General features: G+C 65.5%; 13 protein-coding genes and 2 riboswitches. Of the genes, 9 read left to right on the top strand and 4 right to left on the bottom strand.

Features of this window, described 5'->3' with window-relative positions; genetic code table 11:
- The first annotated feature begins 105 nt into the window (after positions 1-105).
- The 8 genes from HV711_RS18265 to HV711_RS18230 all read left to right on the top strand — a co-directional run bounded on the left by HV711_RS18265 (position 106) and on the right by HV711_RS18230 (position 11,419).
- The gene (locus HV711_RS18265) at positions 106-1,155 is read left to right on the top strand and encodes an oxidoreductase (RefSeq protein WP_035480411.1); all 1,050 of its coding nucleotides are present in this window, start codon (positions 106-108) and stop codon (positions 1,153-1,155) included.
- A gap of 183 nt (positions 1,156-1,338) precedes the next feature.
- Positions 1,339-1,689, top strand: a complete 351-nt coding sequence (locus tag HV711_RS18260; protein ID WP_013590030.1) for a hypothetical protein — start codon at positions 1,339-1,341, stop codon at positions 1,687-1,689.
- A gap of 107 nt (positions 1,690-1,796) precedes the next feature.
- Positions 1,797-1,895: riboswitch (glycine riboswitch) on the top strand.
- A 43-nt stretch (positions 1,896-1,938) separates the two neighbouring features.
- Positions 1,939-2,092, top strand: a riboswitch (glycine riboswitch).
- Positions 2,093-2,171: 79 nt separating this feature from the next.
- Entirely contained in the window at positions 2,172-3,290 is a 1,119-nt protein-coding gene (gcvT, locus tag HV711_RS18255; protein ID WP_035480409.1) for a glycine cleavage system aminomethyltransferase GcvT, read from the top strand.
- A 72-nt stretch (positions 3,291-3,362) separates the two neighbouring features.
- Positions 3,363-3,743, top strand: coding sequence for a glycine cleavage system protein GcvH (gcvH, locus tag HV711_RS18250; protein WP_013590032.1), 381 nt, complete (start codon positions 3,363-3,365; stop codon positions 3,741-3,743).
- A 70-nt stretch (positions 3,744-3,813) separates the two neighbouring features.
- Positions 3,814-6,750, top strand: coding sequence for an aminomethyl-transferring glycine dehydrogenase (gcvP, locus tag HV711_RS18245; protein WP_035480407.1), 2,937 nt, complete (start codon positions 3,814-3,816; stop codon positions 6,748-6,750).
- 116 nt (positions 6,751-6,866) lie between these two features.
- Positions 6,867-7,997 (top strand): alginate lyase family protein, encoded by a 1,131-nt coding sequence (locus HV711_RS18240; RefSeq protein WP_035480406.1) that lies wholly within the window; start codon positions 6,867-6,869, stop codon positions 7,995-7,997.
- A gap of 28 nt (positions 7,998-8,025) precedes the next feature.
- Positions 8,026-9,414 carry an L-serine ammonia-lyase gene (locus HV711_RS18235; protein WP_013590035.1) on the top strand — a complete coding sequence of 463 codons (1,389 nt, stop codon included), beginning with the start codon at positions 8,026-8,028 and terminating at the stop codon, positions 9,412-9,414.
- Between the two features lie 286 nt (positions 9,415-9,700).
- Positions 9,701-11,419 carry a thiamine pyrophosphate-binding protein gene (locus HV711_RS18230; protein WP_035480404.1) on the top strand — a complete coding sequence of 573 codons (1,719 nt, stop codon included), beginning with the start codon at positions 9,701-9,703 and terminating at the stop codon, positions 11,417-11,419.
- Between the two features lie 92 nt (positions 11,420-11,511).
- On the opposite strand, the gene HV711_RS18225 is transcribed toward HV711_RS18230, so the two are convergent.
- Positions 11,512-12,660 carry a branched-chain amino acid ABC transporter substrate-binding protein gene (locus tag HV711_RS18225; RefSeq protein WP_013590047.1) on the bottom strand — a complete coding sequence of 383 codons (1,149 nt, stop codon included), beginning with the start codon at positions 12,658-12,660 and terminating at the stop codon, positions 11,512-11,514.
- A gap of 93 nt (positions 12,661-12,753) precedes the next feature.
- Complete coding sequence (gene putA / locus HV711_RS18220) at positions 12,754-16,683, bottom strand: trifunctional transcriptional regulator/proline dehydrogenase/L-glutamate gamma-semialdehyde dehydrogenase (protein ID WP_035480403.1); 3,930 nt, start codon at positions 16,681-16,683, stop codon at positions 12,754-12,756.
- Between the two features lie 306 nt (positions 16,684-16,989).
- Between putA and HV711_RS18215 the strand changes: the two genes are divergently transcribed.
- A complete protein-coding gene (locus HV711_RS18215) occupies positions 16,990-17,142 on the top strand; it encodes a hypothetical protein (RefSeq protein ID WP_175145177.1) in 153 nt (50 codons plus the stop codon).
- Between the two features lie 365 nt (positions 17,143-17,507).
- Here HV711_RS18215 and HV711_RS18210 read toward each other — a convergent pair whose 3' ends face one another.
- Together HV711_RS18210 and hemE are read right to left on the bottom strand one after the other, a co-directional pair.
- Positions 17,508-19,754 carry a primosomal protein N' gene (locus tag HV711_RS18210; protein WP_035480400.1) on the bottom strand — a complete coding sequence of 749 codons (2,247 nt, stop codon included), beginning with the start codon at positions 19,752-19,754 and terminating at the stop codon, positions 17,508-17,510.
- A 475-nt stretch (positions 19,755-20,229) separates the two neighbouring features.
- Positions 20,230-21,330 carry a uroporphyrinogen decarboxylase gene (gene hemE, locus HV711_RS18205; RefSeq protein ID WP_035480425.1) on the bottom strand — a complete coding sequence of 367 codons (1,101 nt, stop codon included), beginning with the start codon at positions 21,328-21,330 and terminating at the stop codon, positions 20,230-20,232.
- Between the last annotated feature and the right edge of the window lie 96 nt (positions 21,331-21,426).

The following is a 21,426-nucleotide window of genomic DNA, read 5'->3' as shown; positions in this document are numbered from 1 at the left end:
CGCGCGCCGCCGAGGCACGCCAGCTTCGCCCCATGCCACAATGACGGCGTTGCGCGCCGCCGCCGCGGTGGCCAGGCGGCGCGCCGTTTTTCCGGGAAGACACGCATGTCCGCATCGCTGAAGATTGGATTGATGGGTTACGGATTTGCCGGCGCGACCTTTCATGCGCCGGTGATCGAGCACTGCGGCCGCGCGAGCGTCGCAGCTATCGCAACGGGCAAGCCCGAGGCCGCGCGCGCCGACTATCCGCACGCCAAGGTCGTCGCCGACCTGGACGCGCTGCTCGCGCTCGACGAGATCGACTGCGTCGTAATCGCCACGCCGAACGACACGCACTTCGACCTCGCGCGCCGCACGCTAGAAGCGGGCAAGCACGTCGTGGTCGACAAGCCGGTGACGCTCACCGCCGCCGACGCCCGCACGCTCTCCAACATCGCGCTCGCACGGGGCAAGCTCTTCGTGCCGTTTCACAACCGCCGCTGGGACGGCGACTTTCTGACCGTGCGCGATCTGCTGGCAAGCGGCGAGCTGGGGCGCGTCACGCAGTATGAATCGCATTTCGATCGCTTCCGGCCCGAGGTGCGTCAGCGTTGGCGCGAAGAAGCCTCGCGCGGCGGCGGTTTGCTGTTCGACCTCGGACCGCATCTGATCGACCAGGCGCTCGCGCTCTTCGGCGCGCCGCAAACGGTCTCGGCGACGGTGCGCACACATCGCGATCAGGCGAGCGCGCCCGACTACGTGCACATCCAGCTGGGCTACGGCGAATTCGAGGTGCTGCTGCACGCGAGCGCGCTGACCGCGATCGTCGCGCCGCGCTTCACCATTCACGGCACGCGCGGCAGCTACGTGAAGTACGGACTGGACACGCAGGAAGACCAGTTGAAAGCCGGCCTGCGTCCCGGCGACGACGGCTTTGCCGCGGGCAACGCGGCGGGCATGCTGCGCGTGCTGGACGGCGACCGCGAAGTCGAACGGGAAGTGCCCACGCGCAACGGCGAGTATGTGAACTTCTACATTGCTCTGGCCGACGCGATCCAGCACGGCGCGAAATTCCCCGTGACGCCGCAAGACGCCGTCGACGTCATGACGATCATCGAACTCGCCGCGCGCAGCTCCGACGAAGGCGTGCGCCTGCCGTTCGAGCGCATCCGTTAAGTTGCCACAGGCGCCGGCGCGCGAGGAACCGTCGCGCTCGCCGGCCAAACCGCCCGATAGCTGACAAAGCCGAAAGCAATATAACGTTACAAATCAGCGCCCTTCAGCGGTCAGCGCGATTGCGCCGTGAGCCGTTGCTACGTCTGCAGCATCCAAAAACGACAACGACTTGACGGAGAGTCCATGCCACGTACCATTCGCGCGCTCGCCGCATGCGCCTTGCTCAGTTCCCTCGCCGCCTGCGTGGTCGCGCCGCAGCAGGAGCCGGCGCCGCGCCCGAACCCGCAGCAGATCGCCGACAAACGGCTGCATCAGGTCGACGGCCGCATCGACAACCTGAGCCGCCGTATCGACAATCGCGTGAATCTGGGCTATTACCCGCCCCCGCAAGGCGGCGAGCTGCATCATCGGCTGGAGGTAATCCGGCGGGAAGCGCACGACATGGCCGCGCAGCACGGCGGCGGCTTGTCCGCGGACGAACAGCGCGTGCTGAACGAGGAACTGGACGGCGCGGCACACGCAATCGGCGAATAACGACGAGCCGAGGGTCAAAAAAGGACAGACCAAGGCCCACATCAACGGCAGATTCCCAGCGAATCCGCCCTTGATTTGACAAGCCCTCGGGCCTCGCGTACATTCGCCGCACGCGTCGGGAGAGCGCGCTGGCCGCTGGATTCGCAGGCCGCGCCGCCGAAGGGGCACACCCGCAAACTCTCAGGCAAAAGGACCGAACGCGTCGAAAAACCCGCGCCACGCAAGATCCACGCACCACCCCGGCGCCGTTTTTCGCACTCTGGAGAGCGGCAGTAGCCGTCTGGACCGCATACGCTGCGCAGACCCGGCAAGCTGCCCACCGAAGGGGCGCGCGTTCAACCGCGACGAGTCAACCTCGCCGCGGCAGCGCAATCTCTCAGGTATCGAGGACAGAGGGGCCATGCAGCACCACGCTCGCAGCCACACGGCGCGAGGCGCGGCGGCGCATGGCCTTTTTTGTTTCGCGAGACGCCCGAGGCCCCATGACCGAACTCCAACACACTCCGCTCAACGCCACCCATCGTGCGCTCAATGCCCGCATGGTCGATTTCGGCGGCTGGGACATGCCCGTCAACTACGGCTCGCAAATCGACGAACACCGCGCGGTGCGCACCGACGCGGGCATGTTCGACGTCTCGCACATGTGCGTCGTCGATTTCACCGGCGCGCGCGTGCGCGCTTTCTTCGAATACGCACTGGCGAACAACGTCGGCAAGCTGCAGACGCCGGGCCGCGCGCTCTATTCGTGCCTGCTGAACCCGGAAGGCGGCGTGATCGACGATCTGATCGTCTATTACTTCGGCGAAGAGCATTTCCGCGTGGTGGTCAACGCGGGCACCGCCGAGAAAGACATCGCGTGGTTCAAGCAGTTGAATGAAGGCGGCTTCGACCTGACCATCACGCCGCGCCGCGATCTCGCGATCGTCGCCGTACAGGGGCCGAACGCCCGCGAGAAGTTCTGGCAAACGGTGCCGGCCACGCGTGCCGCCACCGAAGCACTCAAGCCTTTCAACGCGGCGCGCGTCGACGGCACGCCGTTCGGCGAACTCACGGTTGCACGCACCGGCTACACGGGCGAAGACGGCTTCGAGATCATCGTGCCGGCCGATCATGTGGTCGCGCTGTGGAACGCGCTGCAGGCGCAAGGCGTGCGCCCGGCCGGTCTCGGCGCGCGCGACACGCTGCGCCTCGAGGCCGGCATGAACCTGTACGGCCAGGACATGGACGACAACGTCTCGCCCCTTGACGCCGGCCTCGCGTGGACCGTCGATCTGGCTTCGCCGCGCGAATTCGTCGGCAAGAGCAAGCTGGAGCTCGAAGGTTCGAAGGCGGCGTTCGTCGGCCTGATTCTGCTGAAGGAAAACGGCAAGGCCGCGGGCGTGCTGCGCGCGCATCAGAAGGTTGTCACGCCGCACGGCGAAGGCGAAATCACGAGCGGCACCTTTTCCCCGACGATGCAGGAATCCATCGCCTTCGCGCGCGTGCCGACAGGCGTGCAGCCGGGCGACACCGTCCACGTGCAGATTCGCGACAAATCCGTTCCTGCAAGCGTGGTAAAACTGCCGTTCGTGCGCAACGGCAAAGTGCTCGCGGCGGGCTAAGCCGCCGCCGGCAACCGGCGCGCGCGTCACCTTATCCAGACATTACCGAATCACACCGCATAGGAGCATCCAATGAGCATCCCGGCCGACCTGAAATACACCGAATCGCACGAATGGGTCCGTACCGAAGCGGACGGCACGCTGACGGTCGGCATTACCGACCACGCGCAGGAAGCGCTCGGCGACATCGTCTTCTTCGAAGTCCAGGAACTGGGCAAGACCGTCACCGCGGGCGACACCGTCGCCGTGATCGAATCGGTGAAAGCCGCGTCGGACATTTACGCGCCGGTTTCGGGCGAAGTCATCGAGGCGAACAGCGCCGTGGGCGACTCGCCGGATTCCGTGAACAGCGCGCCGTACGAAAGCTGGCTCTTCAAGATCAAGCCCGCGTCGGACGCCACGCTCGACCGCCTGATCGACGCCGACGCTTACTCGAAGTCCATCGGCGCCTGATTCACCTCTCGTCTAACCGTCAGGTGCGGCGCACCCTTCGCATAAGGCCGGCCGCACCGCCAGGAACACCATGAAGCTCGAACACCCGGATCGTCTGATGAACCGCACTCCTCTCTCGCTTGCCGCGCTCGAAGTGCATGACGCCTTCGCCGAACGGCACATCGGCCCGGATTCGGCCGACCAGCAGGCCATGCTCGAAGCGCTCGGCTTTGCGTCGCGCGCGGCGCTGATCGACGCCGTCATTCCGAAGACGATCCGCCGCGCCGAGCCGCTGCCGCTCGGCCCGTTCGCGCAGCCGAAAAGCGAGGCCGAAGCGCTCGCCGCCCTGCGCGAGCTGGCGGACAAGAACCAGGTGTTCCGCTCGTACATCGGGCAGGGCTATTACAACGCACACACGCCGACGGTGATCCTGCGCAACGTGCTGGAAAATCCGGCTTGGTACACGGCCTACACGCCGTATCAGCCGGAAATTTCGCAGGGCCGTCTGGAAGCGCTGCTGAACTTTCAGCAGATGGTGGTCGATCTGACCGGCCTCGCCATTTCCAATGCGTCCTTGCTCGACGAAGCCACCGCTGCGGCCGAAGCCATGACGCTGCTGCAGCGCATCGGCAAACCGAAGTCGAATGTGTTCTACGTCGCCGACGACGTGCTGCCGCAAACCATCGAAGTGGTGAAAACGCGCGCCACGCCGGTCGGCATCGAAGTCAAGGTCGGTCCCGCAGGTGAAGCCGCGAACGCGAACGCATTCGGCGTGCTGCTGCAATATCCGGGCGTGAACGGCGACGTGCGCGACTACCGCGCGCTCACCGAAGCCATCCACGCAGCGGGCGGCCACGTGGTCGTCGCCGCCGACCTGCTCGCGCTCACCGTGCTCACGCCGCCGGGCGAATGGGGCGCGGATGTGGCGGTCGGCAATACGCAGCGTTTCGGCGTGCCGGTCGGCTTCGGCGGTCCGCACGCGGCTTACCTCGCGGTGCGCGACGAATTCAAGCGTCAGATGCCGGGCCGTCTCGTCGGCGTGACGGTCGACGCGCAAGGCAATCCCGCGCTGCGTCTCGCGCTGCAAACGCGCGAACAGCACATTCGCCGCGAGAAGGCCACGTCGAACGTGTGTACCGCGCAGGCGCTCCTCGCCATCATGGCCAGCATGTACGCGGTCTATCACGGCCCGCGCGGCCTGAAGACCATCGCGCTGCGCGTGAACCGCATCGCCGCGTTGCTCGCGCAAGGCGCGAAGCAGCTCGGCTACTCGCTCGTCAACGAAACTTTCTTCGACACGCTCACGTTCGACACCGGTGCGCGCACGCAGGCGCTGCACGACGCAGCGAACGCAAAGCGCATCAACCTGCGCCGTGTGAGCGAGACGCAAGTCGGCGTGTCGATCGACGAAACGACCACGCGCGGCGATCTCGCCGATCTGCTCGCCGTCTTTGCACAAGCCGCGGGCGCAAGCGACGTGCCGCAAGTCGACGCGCTGGACTCAGCAGTGGCGGCTTCGGACACGGCGTCGGTTCCGGCATCGCTCGAACGCACCAGCGCCTACCTCACGCATCACGTGTTCAACCGTCATCATTCGGAAACGGAAATGCTGCGTTATCTGCGCAGCCTGTCGGACAAAGACCTCGCGCTCGACCGTTCGATGATTCCGCTCGGCTCGTGCACGATGAAACTGAACGCCACCTCGGAGATGCTGCCGGTCACGTGGCCCGAATTTGGCCAGATCCATCCGTTCGCGCCGGCTGAGCAAACCGTCGGCTACCGCGAAATGATCGATCAGTTGGAGGCCATGCTGGTCGCGGCCACCGGCTACGCGGCCGTGTCGTTGCAGCCGAATGCGGGCTCGCAGGGCGAATATGCGGGCCTCCTGATCATCCACGCGTACCACGCGTCGCGCGGCGAGGCGCATCGCAACGTCTGCCTGATTCCCGCTTCGGCGCACGGCACGAACCCGGCTTCGGCGCAAATGGCCGGCATGCAGGTCGTGGTCGTCGCCTGCGACGCGCAAGGCAACGTCGACATCGAAGACCTGAAGAAGAAGGCCGATCAGCACGCCGACAAACTCGCGGCGATCATGATCACGTATCCGTCCACGCACGGCGTGTTCGAACAGAATGTGCGCGAAATCTGCGAGATCGTGCATGCGCGCGGCGGCCAGGTCTATGTGGACGGCGCGAACATGAACGCCATGGTCGGTTTGACGGCGCCGGGCCAGTTCGGCGGCGACGTCTCGCATCTGAACCTGCACAAGACCTTCTGCATTCCGCACGGCGGCGGCGGACCGGGCGTCGGTCCGGTCGCGGTCGGCGCGCATCTCGCGCAATTTCTGCCGAACCAGATTTCGTCGGGCTACGAGCGCGCGCCGAGCGGCATCGGCGCTGTGTCCGGCGCGCCGTACGGTTCGGCGTCGATCCTGCCGATCTCGTGGATGTACATCGCAATGATGGGCGCGAAGAACCTCACGGCAGCGACGGAAACCGCGATCCTCAATGCGAACTACGTCGCGAAGAAGTTGGCGCCGCATTATCCGGTGCTGTACTCGGGCCCGGGCGGCCTCGTCGCGCACGAATGCATTCTGGATCTGCGTCCGATCAAGGAAACGAGCGGCATTACCGTCGACGACGTCGCCAAGCGCCTCGCCGATTACGGCTTCCACGCGCCGACTATGAGCTTCCCGGTGCCGGGCACGCTGATGGTGGAGCCGACGGAATCGGAATCGAAGGAAGAGCTCGACCGTTTTATCGAAGCGATGATTGCGATCCGCGAAGAAATCCGCGCGGTCGAAGAAGGCCGCGCCGACCGCGAGGACAATCCGCTGAAGCACGCGCCGCACACGGCCGCGGTCGTGATCGCCGACGCGTGGAAGCACGCGTACTCGCGTGAAACGGCGGCTTATCCGCTGCCCACGCTGATCGCGAAAAAGTACTGGCCGTCGGTCGGCCGCGCGGACAACGTATACGGCGATCGCAATCTGTTCTGCTCCTGCGTGCCGGTCGCGGATTACGAGTAAGACTGGCTTTAAACGTGCGCCGTCCGCCGGTGGCAGGCGGGCGGTGCGCGGTTCTGTCGCTTCACGCCGCAAACGGCTAACATCTCACACCGAATCAGCCCAACGAGGAGTTTCGCATGGTGCGAAAGGTGCGATTGATGCAAAGCCCGGCCGAAGCAATGCGAGTTCACATGCGGCGGCAAGCGTGCGGCTGGCTCTTTGCCGGCGCCGCCGTGCTGCTGCCGCTGCGGTATGCGCAAGCCGCGATGAATTTCTGCGCGGCCCCCGCGTGGCAAACCAGCGAGCGCACCAACGCCGACCCTGGCGTGAAGGCTTTGGTGAGCAATGTGCAGGCGCATCTGAGCGACCCGCCGCATGCGCAGGCAAGGCTGCACACCGAAGGCACGCTGCCGCACGAGGGCATCTACGATCAGAGCGTGGAAGCGGAAAAAGATCTCGCGTTGCTGCGCGACGCCGCGCTCGCGTGGCGCGCCACCAGCGACGACCGCTATCTGAAGCTCGTCGACCGCTTGCTGTACGCGTGGGTCACGACCTATCAGCCGAGCTTCAATCCCATCGACGAAACGCATTTCGAAGGCCTGATTCTCGCGTATGACATGACCGCGAGCGCGCTGCCGGTAAAAACCCGCAATGCGTCGATGGCGTTTCTCACGAAACTCGCCAACGGCTATATCGCGCAAATCGACGCGCAGCCGCGTCCGCTGAAAGGCAATTACCGGAACAACTGGCAAAGCCACCGGATCAAACTGATAGCAATGGCCGCCTTCACGCTCGACAACCGCAAGATGATCAACGCGGCGCAGCGTCTCTTTGTCGAGCATGTGGGCGACAACATCGAGCCGGATGGATCGACCATCGATTTCGCCGAACGTGACGCGCTGCACTACGTCACGTACGATCTGCAGCCGCTCGTGACCGCCGCGCTCGCCGCCCGCCGCCACAACCGCAACTGGCTGCCGGAAAAGGGCGCGAACGGCGCGTCGCTGCAAGCCGCGCTCAACTGGCTCGCGCCGTATGCGAACGGCAGCAAGACGCATGAGGAGTTCGTGCATTCAAGCGTCGCGTTCGACGCAAAACGTCGCGAAGCCGGCTTGCCCGGCTATTCGGGCCAGTGGGATCCGAAGAACGCGGCGGAACTGTTTCACCTGGCGGCGCGTCTCGACGGACGCTATACGCCGATCGCGCTGCAACTCGCAGCAACGCCGCCGGCATGGCTCGCCGTGTGTTTGCCGATGCCGGCGCGCTAAACCAACACTTCATCAGCAGGAGCAGTCAATGGCAGTCAGTGTGTTCGATCTCTTCAAAATCGGCATCGGTCCGTCAAGCTCGCATACGGTCGGGCCGATGCGCGCGGCGCTGATGTTCGCGCAAGGGCTCGAACGCGACGGGCTGCTTGTGAACACCGCGTCGGTAAAGGTGGATCTGTACGGCTCGCTCGGCGCAACGGGCAAAGGGCACGGTACGGACCGCGGCGTGATGCTCGGCCTGATGGGCGACGCGCCCGACACCGTAAATCCCGACACGATTGCGCAGCGGCTCGAAGCGGTCCGCACCACGCGCAAGCTCGCGTTGCTCGGCACGCACGAGGTGCCGTTCGTGCAGAAGGAGCACATCTCGTTCTATCGGCAGGCGCTGCCCGAACACCCGAACGGCCTGAAGCTGCGCGCGTTCGACGCGCAAGGCGACACGTTGCGCGAGTCGACGTATTTGTCCGTGGGCGGCGGCTTCGTTGTCACGGCCGGCGCGCCGAACACCAAAGTGCTCAGCGCCGTGGATCAACTGCCGCATTCGTTTCGCACCGGCAACGAGTTGCTCGCGCTGTGCGAATCGACCGGTAAAAGCATCGCGCAATTGATGTGGGACAACGAGCGCGCTTGGCACACCGAAGAGGAAACGCGCGCGGGCCTGCTGAAGATCTGGGAGGTCATGCAGTCGTGTGTGTCGCGCGGCTGCGGCATCAACAATCCGGATGCGGACGGCAATCTGCCCGGTCCGTTCCAGGTGAAGCGCCGCGCGCCGCAGCTGTATCGCGCGCTGTCGGGCAATCCGGAACTGGCTTTGCGCGATCCGCTTTCCATGGTCGACTGGATCAATCTGTACGCGATCGCCGTCAATGAGGAAAACGCTGCGGGCGGGCGCGTCGTCACCGCGCCGACCAACGGCGCGGCCGGCATCATTCCAGCCGTGCTGCATTACTACACGCGCTTCATGCCCGGCGCGAACGAGCAGGGCGTGATCGACTTTCTGATGACGGCTGCGGCCATCGGCATTCTGTACAAGCTAAATGCCTCGATTTCCGGCGCGGAAGTGGGGTGTCAGGGCGAGGTGGGCGTGGCATGCTCGATGGCGGCAGGCGCGCTGGCTGCAGTCATGGGCGGCACGCCCAAGCAGGTCGAAAACGCAGCCGAGATCGGCATGGAGCACAACCTCGGGCTCACGTGCGATCCGGTCGGCGGCATGGTGCAGATTCCGTGCATCGAGCGCAATGCGATGGCGTCGGTGAAGGCGGTCAACGCGGCGCGCATGGCGCTGCGCGGCGACGGCAGCCACTACGTGTCGCTCGATTCCGTCATCAAGACAATGCGCGAAACGGGCGCGGACATGAAGACGAAGTACAAGGAAACGTCGCGCGGCGGCCTGGCGGTGAATATCGTCGAGTGCTGACGATTCGCTGTTCGTCTGGCGATGGCTGGACGGCGGCTGGACGGCGCCCGGATGATTGTGCGGCGCATGCGAACGCGGGCTCTCGGGCCCGCGTTGCTTTTTTTTGGGCCCGCGCTTTCAGGTACGCGAGCGCCGACCGGCGTCTCCCGCGTGATCATGCATTGCGCTGCGCCGTGACACTGCACGCCCTGTCGGCGTAAGCTGTCAAAGCGCCGGTCGGCCTACTTCGCAGTCGATCCGGCATCCGACCGCACTCATGCACTCACAGCCTGGAGGCTTCATCACGATGTCGCAGCCGAATGCTCCCGTTTCCGATTCTGCCGCCGCTCGAACCACGGGCGCGCGCCTCGTCGTCGATGCCTTGCTCACGCACGGCGTCGAACGTGTTTTCTGCGTACCCGGCGAGAGCTTTCTCGCGGTGCTCGATTCGCTGCACGACGAAACCGGACGCATTCAGACGATTGTCTGCCGTCACGAAGCCGCGGCCGCCAACATGGCCGAAGCGGTGGGCAAGCTGACCGGCCGTCCGGGCGTCGCGCTCGTTACGCGAGGACCCGGCGCGACGCATGCGTCCATCGGCGTGCATACCGCGTTTCAGGACTCCACGCCGATGATTCTGCTGATCGGCCAATGCGCGCGCGAGCATCTCGACCGCGAGGCGTTTCAGGAGATTGACTATCGGCGCATGTTCGGTCAGATGGCGAAGTGGGTTGCGCAGATCGACGATCCGAAACGCATTCCCGAGTATCTGAGCCACGCGTTTCATACGGCGACTTCGGGGCGGCCCGGGCCGGTGGTGCTGTCCTTGCCCGAAGATGTGCTGAGCGACGCGTGCGACGCCGTGCCCGGCGCGCCCGCTTATCAACGCGTGGCCGCGTCGCCGTCGGCGGCGCAGATGGACAGGCTGCGTGACCTGCTCGTGCACGCGCAACGGCCCATGGTGATCGCGGGCGGCAGCGGCTGGACGGCCGCCGCGTGTGCGGATCTGCAACGCTTCGTCGAAAACTGGGAATTGCCGATTGGCCTTGCGTTCCGCTATCAGGACACGCTGAATAACGAGCACCCGAATTATGCGGGCGATGTCGGCCTCGGCATCAATCCGGCGCTGGCGCAGCGTATTCGCGACGCCGATCTGTTGCTCGCGCTGGGACCGCGTCTTGGCGAGGCCACGACGAACGGCTACACGCTGCTCGACATTCCGAAGACGAAGCAGACGCTCGTTCACGTGCATCAAGGTGCGGAAGAGCTCGGACGCGTGTATGCCGCCGATTTGCCGATTGTCTCCGGCATGCCGGAACTCGCGGCGGCGCTTGCGGCGCTGAAGCCGTCAGCCGATCGACTGCCGTGGGCGGGCGCGGCGCAAGAGGCGCATCGCGCGTATCTGGCGTGGCGCGAGCCGCGCCCCATTCCCGGCGATGTGCAGATGGGCGAAGTCATTCAACAGTTGCGCGCGCAACTTCCTGACGACGCAATTCTCACGAACGGCGCGGGCAATTACGCGACGTGGCTGCATCGGCACTTTTCGTATCGTCAGTACCGCTCGCAGCTGGCGCCGACTAGCGGCGCGATGGGCTACGGCGTGCCGGCCGCGATTTCCGCGAAGTCGCTGTATCCGCAGCGAGCGGTTGTGGCGCTCGCCGGCGACGGCTGCTTCATGATGGCCGCACAGGAACTGGCGACGGCGATGCAATACGATCTGCATGTGCTTTTCATCGTCGTGAACAATAGTCAGTTCGGCACGATCCGCATGCATCAGGAACGGCATTATCCGCATCGCGTGCATGGCACAGGGCTCACCAATCCCGACTTCGCGGCGTTCGCGCGGTCGTTCGGCGCGCATGGTGAGACGGTTGAGCGCACCGAAGAATTTCTGCCGGCGTTGCGGCGTTCACTGGAGGCGAAGCGCGCCGCGGTGATCGAGATCCGCATGCCGCAGGAGGCGAGTACGCCCGGCGCGACACTAGAACAGGTTCGGGAGCAGGGGAGGAAGTCGAGAGGGGAGTGAGGCGACTGAAAAGCAGCAACTCTGCAAAAGCCCATAAAAAAACCCCGCCGAAGCGGGGTCCGTGACGACGTCAAACAAGCTGCAAAATCAGCTTACTTGCCGCCCACGCTTTGCAGCGTCGTCCACTTGCCGTCGACAACCTTGTACAGCGTGATGCCGCCGTTCTTCAGGTCGCCCTTGGCGTCGTACGACAGATTCGACGACGTCACCGCCGGCATCGACGTCTTCGCGAGCAGCGGCAGGTACTTGGCCGGGTCCGTCGAGTTCGCCTTCTTCATGGCGGCAAACATGGCCATCGCGCCGTCGTAGGCGTACGGCGAGTACGTTTGCACGTCTTCGTTGAAGCGCTTCTTGTACTTCGCGACGTAGTCCTTACCACCCGGCATTTCTTCCAGCGGCAGGCCGGCGAGCGATGCCACCGTGCCGTTCGCCGCGTCGCCCGCAATCTGGATGAAGGTCGGCGTGTGGACCATTTCGCCGCCCATCAGCGGCGCCTTGATGCCGAGCGCCTTCATCTGCTTGACCATCGGCGCTGCCTGCGAATCGGCGCCGCCGTAGTAGATCAGGTCCGGATTGACCGACTTCACCTTGGTCAGAATCGACTTGAAGTCCACGGCCTTGTCGTTCGTGTATTCACGATCGACGATCGAGCCGCCCGCCGCCTTCGCCGCCTTCTCGAACTGATCGGCAAGACCCTGGCCGTATGCCGTGCGGTCGTCGATGATCACGATCTTCTTCACGCCTAGCGACTTCACCGCGAACGCGCCGGCGACCGAACCTTGCTGCGTGTCGGACGTCATCATGCGGAACGTGGTCTTGAAACCTTGTTGCGTGTATTCAGGCGCCGTCGCCATGGCGATTTCGGGAATGCCCGCGTTCGCGTAGATGCGCGATGCCGGGATCGTCGTGCCCGAGTTGAAGTGGCCGAGCATGCCTTTGATGCCGTCGTCCACCAGCTTCTGCGCAACGGTCGTGCCGGTGCGCGGGTCGGCCTGGTCGTCGGCCGCGTCGAGCACGAAGCGCACCGGCTTGCCGCCGATCACCGGCTTCGTCGCGTTCATGTCTTCCACCGCCAACGTGATGCCGTTCTGGAAGTCCTTGCCGTAGTGAGCCTGTGCGCCCGTCATCGGACCGGCAAAGCCGATCTTCACGTCTTCCGTGGATTGAGCGTTGGCCGTCCCCGCCACCGACATCGCCGCAACCAGCGCTGCGCCTGCCAGCTGTTTCATCTTGTGTTGCATATCTTCTCCTTGGTACCAGGTGTGGATGGAGCGGCGTCCGGGATCGCCGTTACCGCTTCCGTTTTAATGACCGCTTGAATCGGTGAGGTTCGCTCAGCCGATCGTCATCAAATTCGCATTACCGCCGGCCGCGGCCGTGTTCACGCTGACTGAGCGTTCCGTCAGCAGACGCTCGAGCGCGTAGTCTTCGTCGCCGTTCTCCAGCGCGCGCGACGCGGCGCCTTGCACCGACACGATCGGCCCCGGGCGCTTCGCCACTTCCTTCACGAGGGTCAGCAGTTCGTCGCTGTCGCCTTCGAAGAGCACGGCGTCGAACGGCGTGTCGGCATTCTTGCGCACGCTCGCATACGACTTGAGCGACGCGGGCAACTGCGTCACCAATTGTTCACCGGCAGCGCCTTCGAACAGCGCACGATTTCCCGTAGCCAGCGCGGCCGCCAACTGCATGCGCGCGCCGCTTGCCGTCGACGCAATGCAGAGCACCGTGCCGCGTGCGCCGAGCGTGTAGGTGTTGCGCTCGCCCGTCGGTCCGGACAGCACCGCCGTCGCGCCCGCCGGCATGTGCGACAGATAACCGTCGCAGCGCGCGGCCAGGTGCGGCTCGCGTTCGGCGATCAGCCAGTCGCGCAGCGCCGTCAGCGCGGCGGACGGATTGTCGCCCTTTTCCGCAGTTTTCGGGAGATCGGCGACGAGCGCCTCTGCAAGCGACTTCGGCAAGCCCGCCGGACGCGTGGCGAGCAGACGCTGCAGATACAGCGCGCCGCCGGCCTTCGGACCCGTGCCCGACAGGCCTTCGCCGCCGAACGGCTGCACGCCGACCACCGCGCCGATCACATTGCGGTTCACATAGATGTTGCCGACATGCGCGCGGCTGATCACGTGCGCAATGGTTTCGTCGATTCGCGTATGGATGCCGAGCGTCAGGCCGTAACCCGTGGCGCGGATCTGTTCGAGCAGCGTGTCGAGCTGGCTGCGGCGATAGCGCACCACGTGCAGCACCGGGCCGAACACTTCGCGCTTCAATTCGTCGATGCTGTCGAGTTCGATCAGCGTCGGCGGCACGAACGTGCCTTGTGCGCAGCTTTCCGGCAGCGGCAGTTGCTCGACCTTGCGGCCTTTTTCGCGCATCGCGGCGATATGCGCGTCGATGCCGCGCTTCGCTTCCACGTCGATCACCGGGCCGACGTCGGTGGACAACCGGTCCGGATTGCCGACGCTCAGCTCACGCATTGCGCCCGTCAGCATTTCGAGCGTGCGGTCCGCGACGTCGTCCTGCAGGCACAGCACACGCAACGCCGAACACCGTTGACCGGCCGAATCGAACGACGACTGCAGCACGTCCGCCACCACCTGCTCCGCGAGCGCCGAAGAGTCGACGATCATCGCGTTCTGACCGCCGGTTTCGGCGATCAGCGGAATCGGCTTGCCTTCAGGGTCGAGACGGCTCGAGAGCGTCTTGTTGATCAGGCGCGCGACCTCCGTCGAACCGGTGAACATCACGGCACGCGTGCGCGGGTCGGCCACCAGCGCGGCGCCGACCGTTTCGCCGTCGCCCGGCAGCAGTTGCACGGCGCCCGCCGGCACGCCGGCCTCGCGCAGAATGCGCACCGCTTGCGCGGCGATCAGCGGCGTTTGCTCAGCGGGCTTCGCAAGCACCGTGTTGCCGGCTGCGAGCGCAGCGGCCACCTGGCCCATGAAAATCGCGAGCGGGAAGTTCCACGGGCTGATACACACGACCGGCCCGAGCGGACGATGCGTGTCGTTCGAAAACTCGCTGCGGATCTGCGCGGAGTAATAGCGCAGAAAGTCGATCGCTTCGCGGATTTCCGACACCGCGTTCGCGAGCGACTTGCCCGCTTCGCGCACAACGAGACCCATGAGCGTATGCATTTGCGCTTCGAGCAGATCGGCGGCGCGCGCGAGGCAATCGGCGCGCGCTTCGACCGGCGTCGCCTGCCAGATGGGCGCGGCGGCCACGGCGTGCGCGAGAGCGGCGCTCACATGTTCCGCGCTCGCTTCCACCACCGTACCGACGAGGTCGCGATGATCCGCCGGGTTGCGCACGTCGCGCGCGTTGCCGAGCGCGATCTGATCGTCGGCGAGCATGGGCGCGGCGCGCCACGGATGGTTCGCGCTCGCGAGCAACGCCGACGACAGCGACGCGAGACGATGCTCGTTCGACAGATCGAGGCCCATCGAATTAAGGCGCTCGGCGCCATACAGATTGCGCGGCAGCGGAATCTTGGCGTGCGGCGCGCCGAGCGGCACGATCTTCGACGCCTCATCGACCGGATCGGCGATCAGGTCCTTGATCGCGACGTTTTCATCGGCGATGCGATTCACGAACGACGTGTTCGCGCCGTTTTCCAGCAGACGCCGCACGAGGTACGCGAGCAGCGTTTCATGCGTGCCGACGGGTGCATACACGCGGCACGGACGGTTCATCTTGTCGCGGCCCGTCACCTCTTCGTACAGCGGTTCGCCCATGCCGTGCAGGCATTGGAACTCGTACTGGCCGGGATAGTAGTTGTTGCCGGCGAGGTGATAGATCGCCGAGAGCGTGTGCGCGTTGTGCGTGGCGAACTGCGGATACACCGCGTCGGGCGCGCCGAGCAGCTTCTTCGCGCAGGCGAGGTACGACACGTCGGTGTAGACCTTGCGCGTGTAGACCGGGTAGCCTTCCAGGCCGTCCACTTGCGCGCGTTTGATTTCGGTGTCCCAGTACGCGCCCTTCACGAGTCGCACCATGATGCGGTGACGGCTGCGGCGTGCGAGGTCGACAATGTATTCGATCACGAACGGGCAGCGCTTCTGATAAGCCTGCACCACGAAGCCGATGCCGTTCCAGCCGGCCAGTTCCGGGTCGAAGCACAGTGCTTCGAGCAGATCAAGCGACAGTTCGAGGCGGTCGGCTTCTTCGGCGTCGATATTCAGGCCGATGTCGTAGCGGCGCGCGAGGATGGCAAGCGAACGCACACGCGGCAGCAGCTCGCTCATCGTGCGTTCCTGCTGCGAGCGCGAGTAACGCGGATGCAGCGCCGACAGCTTGATCGAGATGCCCGGGCCTTCGTAGATGCCGCGGCCGCCGGCCGCCTTGCCGATCGCGTGAATGGCCTGTTCGTACGACGCGTAGTAGCGCTGCGCGTCGGCCTCGGTGGTGGCCGCTTCGCCGAGCATGTCGTACGAGTAGCGGAAGCCGCGCGCTTCGTATTTGCGGCTGTTCGCGAGCGCTTCGGAGATGTTCTCGCCCGTGACGAACTGCTCGCCCATCAGCCGCATGGCCATGTCCACGCCTTTGCGGATGAGCGGCTCGCCGCCCTTGCCGATCAGACGCGTAAGCGCCGACGACAGGCTCGTCTCGCTATTGGTCGTGACCAGCTTGCCGGTGATCATCAAGCCCCAGGTCGCCGCATTGACGAACAGGGAAGGCGCCTGGCCGACGTGCGATTTCCAGTCGCCCTTGCTGATCTTGTCGCGGATCAGCGCGTCGCGCGTGGCGCGGTCGGGAATGCGCAGCAGCGCTTCGGCGAGACACATCAGCGCGACGCCTTCCTGGCTCGACAGCGAGAATTCGTGGATCAGACCTTCCACGCCGCCGCCGCGGCTCTTGCCGCGCAGCGTCTCGACGAGCTTGCCGGCGAGCGCCTCGACGTCGCCCGCGAGCTTCGCCGGCAGTCGCGCCTGCTCGAGCAGGAACGGCACGCATTCCGGCTCCGGCCGCCGGTAGGCCGCCGTGATCGCCGCGCGCAACACCGATTGCGGTTGCACGTTCTGCGCAAAGTCGAGGAACGGATGCGCTGCGCCGTCCTCGTCGTGTTCGACCGCTGCGCCGTCTGCCATATCGGCCGAGCCCACCGCGCCGGACAGCTCCGGCGGCAATTGGCCCTGCTCGATCTTTTCGAGGTACGCGAAAATCGCCTGCTTGATGAGCCAGTGCGGAGTGCGTTCGAGGCGGGTAGCGGCATCTTTCAGCCGTGAACGCAGGAGGTCGTCGACCTTGACGCCAAGGGTGGTGCTAGCCATGTTTCCTTCTTCGGAGACCCAACGCAATGCTGGTGAAAGACTAAAAGTTGGCCGAATCGTACGCCTCTCAATAAAAAGGTGCAACCGATGCGGAGAATCGGTTGCACCTGCGTTCAGCCCTTGTGTGGCGCGGGTTTGCGCCGGGTGGCGCCGCCGCCGCGGGCCGCGGTAAGGATCGGTATTTTCCCTGGCCTCATTTCTTTTGCCCCGAGCCCTTATCAAACCGGACGGCGCGCCGTTATAGAAGTCATAGCGGGCGCGGCGTGAAGGCGCACACAACAACAGTACGGGGTTGAGGACAGCGAAATGGAAAAGTGGCTTGTCGTAGTGGGCATCTGGGTGATGTGCGCAGCGTGCGCGGTGCTGTTTATCCGCGGCGCAACGGCCCGGTCGGACAAGCGGGAGGCGTCCGAGGGACATGCATCGGCGAGGAAAGCGCAGGCTGCGTTGAACGATTGAGCAACGCGGCGGTTCGGTGAAGCGGGGCGAGCTTTTTGGAGCTTTTCAGAGCTTCGGGTGAGCTTCATGTGCGCGCCATGCGCGCTCGTCGACGGCCGCCTTCGGGAACGTGAACAGGCGAATATCGTGAGATCCACCATGCTTTGCTCCAGCGACTATCGGTCTTCCGCGCGCTACCGGCAGCTTGCGGTGCGCGGCGTTCATGTGGCCTCGCGTGCGTCGGCCGTGCTGGGAACGCGCACCGCCACGCGCGTGGCGGCCCCCGCCGCAAGCTATTCGAATACTGTGCGAGCACGCGCCCGGACTGCCCGCAGCCGGTGCCGGTACTGACCCGATACTGACGGGCTGCATACGCCGGGCGGGACCTAGATGTCGAGCGGATCGACTTCGAGGCTCCAGCGCAGCACGCCCTTCAAGCCGCGCAAGAGCGGCTGCCACCCGCGCAGCGTAGCCTGCAGCGCGGCGCGCGATGCGCTTTCGATCAGCAATTGCGCGCGGTGCACATGCATCACCTTGACGATGGTGAGCGGCACCGCGTCGTACACGGTCACGCGTTCGGCGGCCGGAACGGCTGCGAGCTCGGCTGCCGCCTGCTGCAGGAAGGCAAGCGCGGCTTCAAGCGTGCGGCCCTCGGCGCGCAGCAGCGCCTGATAGACGAAGGGCGGCAGATGAGCGTCGCGCCGCTCGGCGAGCGTGGAGTTGGCGAAGCCGACGTAATCGTGACGCCCCAGCGCGTGATAAAGCGCATGGCGCGGATAGCGCGTCTGCACCAGCACTTCGCCGGGCAGGCCGGCGCGGCCCGCGCGGCCGCTGACCTGCATCAGTTGAGCGAAGAGGCGCTCGCTCGCGCGGAAGTCGTGGGAAAAGAGCGCGGTGTCCGCGTTCAGCACGCCGACCAGCGACACGCGCTGGAAATCGTGTCCCTTCGCGATCATCTGGGTACCGACGAGAATGTCAACTTCGCCGGCGTGCACGTCTGAAAAGAGCGCCTCTGCGCTGCCCTTGCGGCGCGTGCTGTCTGCGTCGATCCGTAGCACGCGCGCGCCAGGCACCGCGCTCGCCAGCGTTTCCTCCACACGTTGCGTGCCGCGGCCGAGCGGCGCGATGTCCACGTTGCCGCAGTCGGGACACGAGCGCGGAATGCGCGACTCCCAGCCGCAGTGATGACAGCGCAACGCGCGCTCGGGCTTGTGAAGCACCACATAGGCGCTGCAACGCGGGCAACCGGCGACCCAGCCGCAGGCATCGCAAGCAAGCTGAGGCGCGTAGCCGCGCCGGTTCAGAAACACGAGACTCTGTTCGCCCCGCTCGAGGCGTGTCTTCAGCGCCGCGATCAGCGGACCCGACAATCCTTCGACTGACGCGCGGCCGCGCCGGCGCTCGTCCTCGAGATCGATCAGGCGCACGGTGGGCAGCGCTGCGTCCGCGACGGCGCGGCGCGACAGCGTGAGCCGTCTGTAGCGCCCCTGCTCGGCCTGCCACCAGCTTTCCAGCGACGGCGTGGCCGACCCCAGCACAACCGGCAAGCCAAGCTGCTTCGCGCGATAGATGGCGAGGTCGCGCGCCGAATAGCGCAGGCCTTCCTGCTGCTTGTAAGCCGGGTCGTGTTCCTCGTCGACCACAATGACAGCGAGCCGCGGCAGCGACGCGAGCACTGCGAGACGCGTGCCGAGCACGATTCGAGCGCGGCCCGCGTGCGCCGCGAACCAGTTGCGCGCGCGCTCGCCCTCGGCGAGACCGCTGTGCAGCGTGACGATCGCCGTATCGGCGAGCGCCGCGAAGCGGGCGCGAAATGCCGCTTCGAACTGCGGCGTCAGATTGATCTCGGGCACCAGCACGAGCGCCTGCGCGGTGGCGTCGGCCGCGAGAATGGCGGCGAGCGCGCGCAAATACACTTCCGTTTTGCCGCTGCCCGTCACGCCATGCAGCAGGAACGGCGCGAAGCCGCGGGCGTCGCGAATGGCTTCGACGGCGGCCGACTGCTCGCCGGTGAGCGTGGGCAGCGTCTGCGGCTCTGCCAGGCCGGACGTCGTGGCGGGCAGGGCTGCGGCAGCATCGACGAGATCGAGCGCGACCCAGCCCTCCGCTTGCCATGCGGCGAGTGTCGCAATGGCTTTGGGGTGCAACGCGCGGGCGTCGGCGGCAAGGAGAAAGTCTGCCGCGGCGAGCGCCTCGGCGAGGTTTCGCAGCGCCGTGGCGCGCGCGGGCAAAGCGTCCGGCAACGCAACGCGGCCTTGCGGCGTCAAGCTGTAGCGTTCTTCCGGGGCCAGCAGACGCGGCCAGCGCGCGGCGTCGCGCAGCGCCTGCGGCAACGCGGGCAACGCCACTTCCCCAAGGCCACGCTGATAGTAGTCGGCGGCAAACGCAGCCAGCGCGAGCCACTCGGACGACAGCGGCGGACAGGCCGTGCACACTGCATTCACGGCCCGCAGGCGATCGGTGGGCACGTCGCTGTGAGCGGCCACTTCACACACGAGGCCGACCACGTCGCGCTTGCCGAACGGCACGCTGACGAGCGTCCCCGGCGCCGCCGGCTCGGGCGCATTCCAGCGGTAATCGAACAGCGTCGGCAGGGGGTGATCCAATGCGACGCGGACAAACGTCCCGGTCATGCCGCCGCTTCGGTCATCGCGGGGGCGCGGCGCGTCATGGCGCCGCATCTGACGCACCGAGTCGCCCGCCTATGACCCGCCCCACCGAAGTTAAAGTAAAACTTCAATTTCGACGCTAAGTTTTGGATTCGGCTGAACAATTGCTGTCGACCCCATACGCCTGTGGATAACTTTGTTGAGAACTTCGCTCCGACGGCCCGGAAACCGCGGCGCAGCGGCCTTCTGTGGGGTTCCGCACATTGCTTGCAGGCGCCGTCAAAGCCTTGCCAGACAAGGCTGAGATCAAATGCGCGCGCACTGTGCAAGGGTCCAGACACGACTAAACGTTCTACCGCGCCGCAACGTGATGAATGTGTATAAGTCAAGTCTTGACAACTGCAAGAGTGCCTATGGACGGCCCGCGTACCGCGAAGTTTCCCTTAGGTGAAGAGCCCAGTTCGCTGCGGCGCAACAATAAGCGGTAGAAGTTGCAACATCACTTCGCTGCATGCCCGCCGCTGCGAATGGCGCGACTGTGGCGATGCACTTCGTCGACGAGTTCCGCCACGTTCTCCGGCGGCGTGAATTGCGAGATACCGTGGCCGAGGTTGAACACATGCCCGGGGTGATTACCGAAGGCGTCGAGCACCGCACGCGCCTCCATGCGGATCGACGCGGGCGGCGCGAACAGGACGGACGGGTCGATATTGCCTTGCAAAGCGACCTTCCCGCCGACTCGCTCGCGCGCCTTCCGCAGGTTGACGGTCCAGTCGAGGCCTACTGCGTCGACACCGGTCTCGGCAATTTCATCGAGCCAGAGACCGCCGCCCTTCGTGAAGGTGATGACGGGCACCTTCTCGCCGTCATGCTCTCGCTTCAACTGGTTCACGACCTGCTGAATGTAGTGCAGCGAGAAGCGCTGATAGGCGCCGTCCGCGAGCGCACCGCCCCACGTGTCGAAGATCATCACGGCCTGGGCGCCGGCTTCGATCTGTGCATTGAGATACGCGGCGACCGAACTCGCGTTGACTTCGAGGATGCGATGCATCAGGTCCGGGCGCGCATACAGCATGGATTTAACCGTGCGGAAGTCCGCGGAGCCGCCGCCTTCCACTATGTAGCAGGCTAACGTCCACGGGCTGCCGGAAAAGCCGATGAGCGGCACGCGTTGCCGGCCTTGCGCGTCGGTCAGCGCGCGGCGGATCTCGCGCACGGCGTCAGTCACATAGCCCAGCGTGGCCTCGATGTCCGGCACGGCGAGGCGCGCGACGTCGTCTTCAGTGCGCACCGGCCGCGCGAACGTCGGGCCCTCGCCTGCCACGAACTCCAGCCCGAGGCCCATGGCGTCCGGCACGGTCAGGATGTCGGAAAACAGGATGGCGGCGTCGAGCGGATAGCGCTCGAGCGGCTGCAGCGTGACCTCCGTTGCGAACGCCGGATTCTTCGCGAGGCCGAGAAAGCTTCCCGCGCGCGCACGCGTGGCGTTGTATTCCGGCAAATAGCGGCCGGCTTGCCGCATCAACCAGACGGGCGTGTAGTCGGTCGGCTGGCGCAGCAGCGCGCGCAGGAAAGTGTCGTTCAGGAGGTTATGGGCCACGTTGCGTGCGACTGAGAGCAAAGGGGCATTTTACCGGACGGCGCCCGCCTCATTCCGCTGATGCCAGCAATAAGGTAAGTGCGTGAGGTCAGGCTC

It is taken from the genome of Paraburkholderia phenoliruptrix, assembly GCF_902859825.1.
Taxonomy (GTDB): Bacteria; Pseudomonadota; Gammaproteobacteria; order Burkholderiales; family Burkholderiaceae; genus Paraburkholderia; species Paraburkholderia phenoliruptrix.
This window is presented reverse-complemented; position numbering and strand designations above follow the sequence as displayed.

What these genes read in the sequence shown, in the direction of transcription:
- HV711_RS18265 (WP_035480411.1), top strand. Translation starts at nt 106, where the DNA reads ATGTCCGCATCGCTGAAGATTGGATTGATGGGTTACGGATTTGCCGGC.
- HV711_RS18260 (WP_013590030.1), top strand. Translation starts at nt 1,339, where the DNA reads ATGCCACGTACCATTCGCGCGCTCGCCGCATGCGCCTTGCTCAGTTCC.
- gcvT (WP_035480409.1), top strand. Translation starts at nt 2,172, where the DNA reads ATGACCGAACTCCAACACACTCCGCTCAACGCCACCCATCGTGCGCTC.
- gcvH (WP_013590032.1), top strand. Translation starts at nt 3,363, where the DNA reads ATGAGCATCCCGGCCGACCTGAAATACACCGAATCGCACGAATGGGTC.
- gcvP (WP_035480407.1), top strand. Translation starts at nt 3,814, where the DNA reads ATGAAGCTCGAACACCCGGATCGTCTGATGAACCGCACTCCTCTCTCG.
- HV711_RS18240 (WP_035480406.1), top strand. Translation starts at nt 6,867, where the DNA reads ATGGTGCGAAAGGTGCGATTGATGCAAAGCCCGGCCGAAGCAATGCGA.
- HV711_RS18235 (WP_013590035.1), top strand. Translation starts at nt 8,026, where the DNA reads ATGGCAGTCAGTGTGTTCGATCTCTTCAAAATCGGCATCGGTCCGTCA.
- HV711_RS18230 (WP_035480404.1), top strand. Translation starts at nt 9,701, where the DNA reads ATGTCGCAGCCGAATGCTCCCGTTTCCGATTCTGCCGCCGCTCGAACC.
- HV711_RS18225 (WP_013590047.1), bottom strand. Translation starts at nt 12,660, where the DNA reads ATGCAACACAAGATGAAACAGCTGGCAGGCGCAGCGCTGGTTGCGGCG.
- putA (WP_035480403.1), bottom strand. Translation starts at nt 16,683, where the DNA reads ATGGCTAGCACCACCCTTGGCGTCAAGGTCGACGACCTCCTGCGTTCA.
- HV711_RS18215 (WP_175145177.1), top strand. Translation starts at nt 16,990, where the DNA reads ATGGAAAAGTGGCTTGTCGTAGTGGGCATCTGGGTGATGTGCGCAGCG.
- HV711_RS18210 (WP_035480400.1), bottom strand. Translation starts at nt 19,754, where the DNA reads ATGACCGGGACGTTTGTCCGCGTCGCATTGGATCACCCCCTGCCGACG.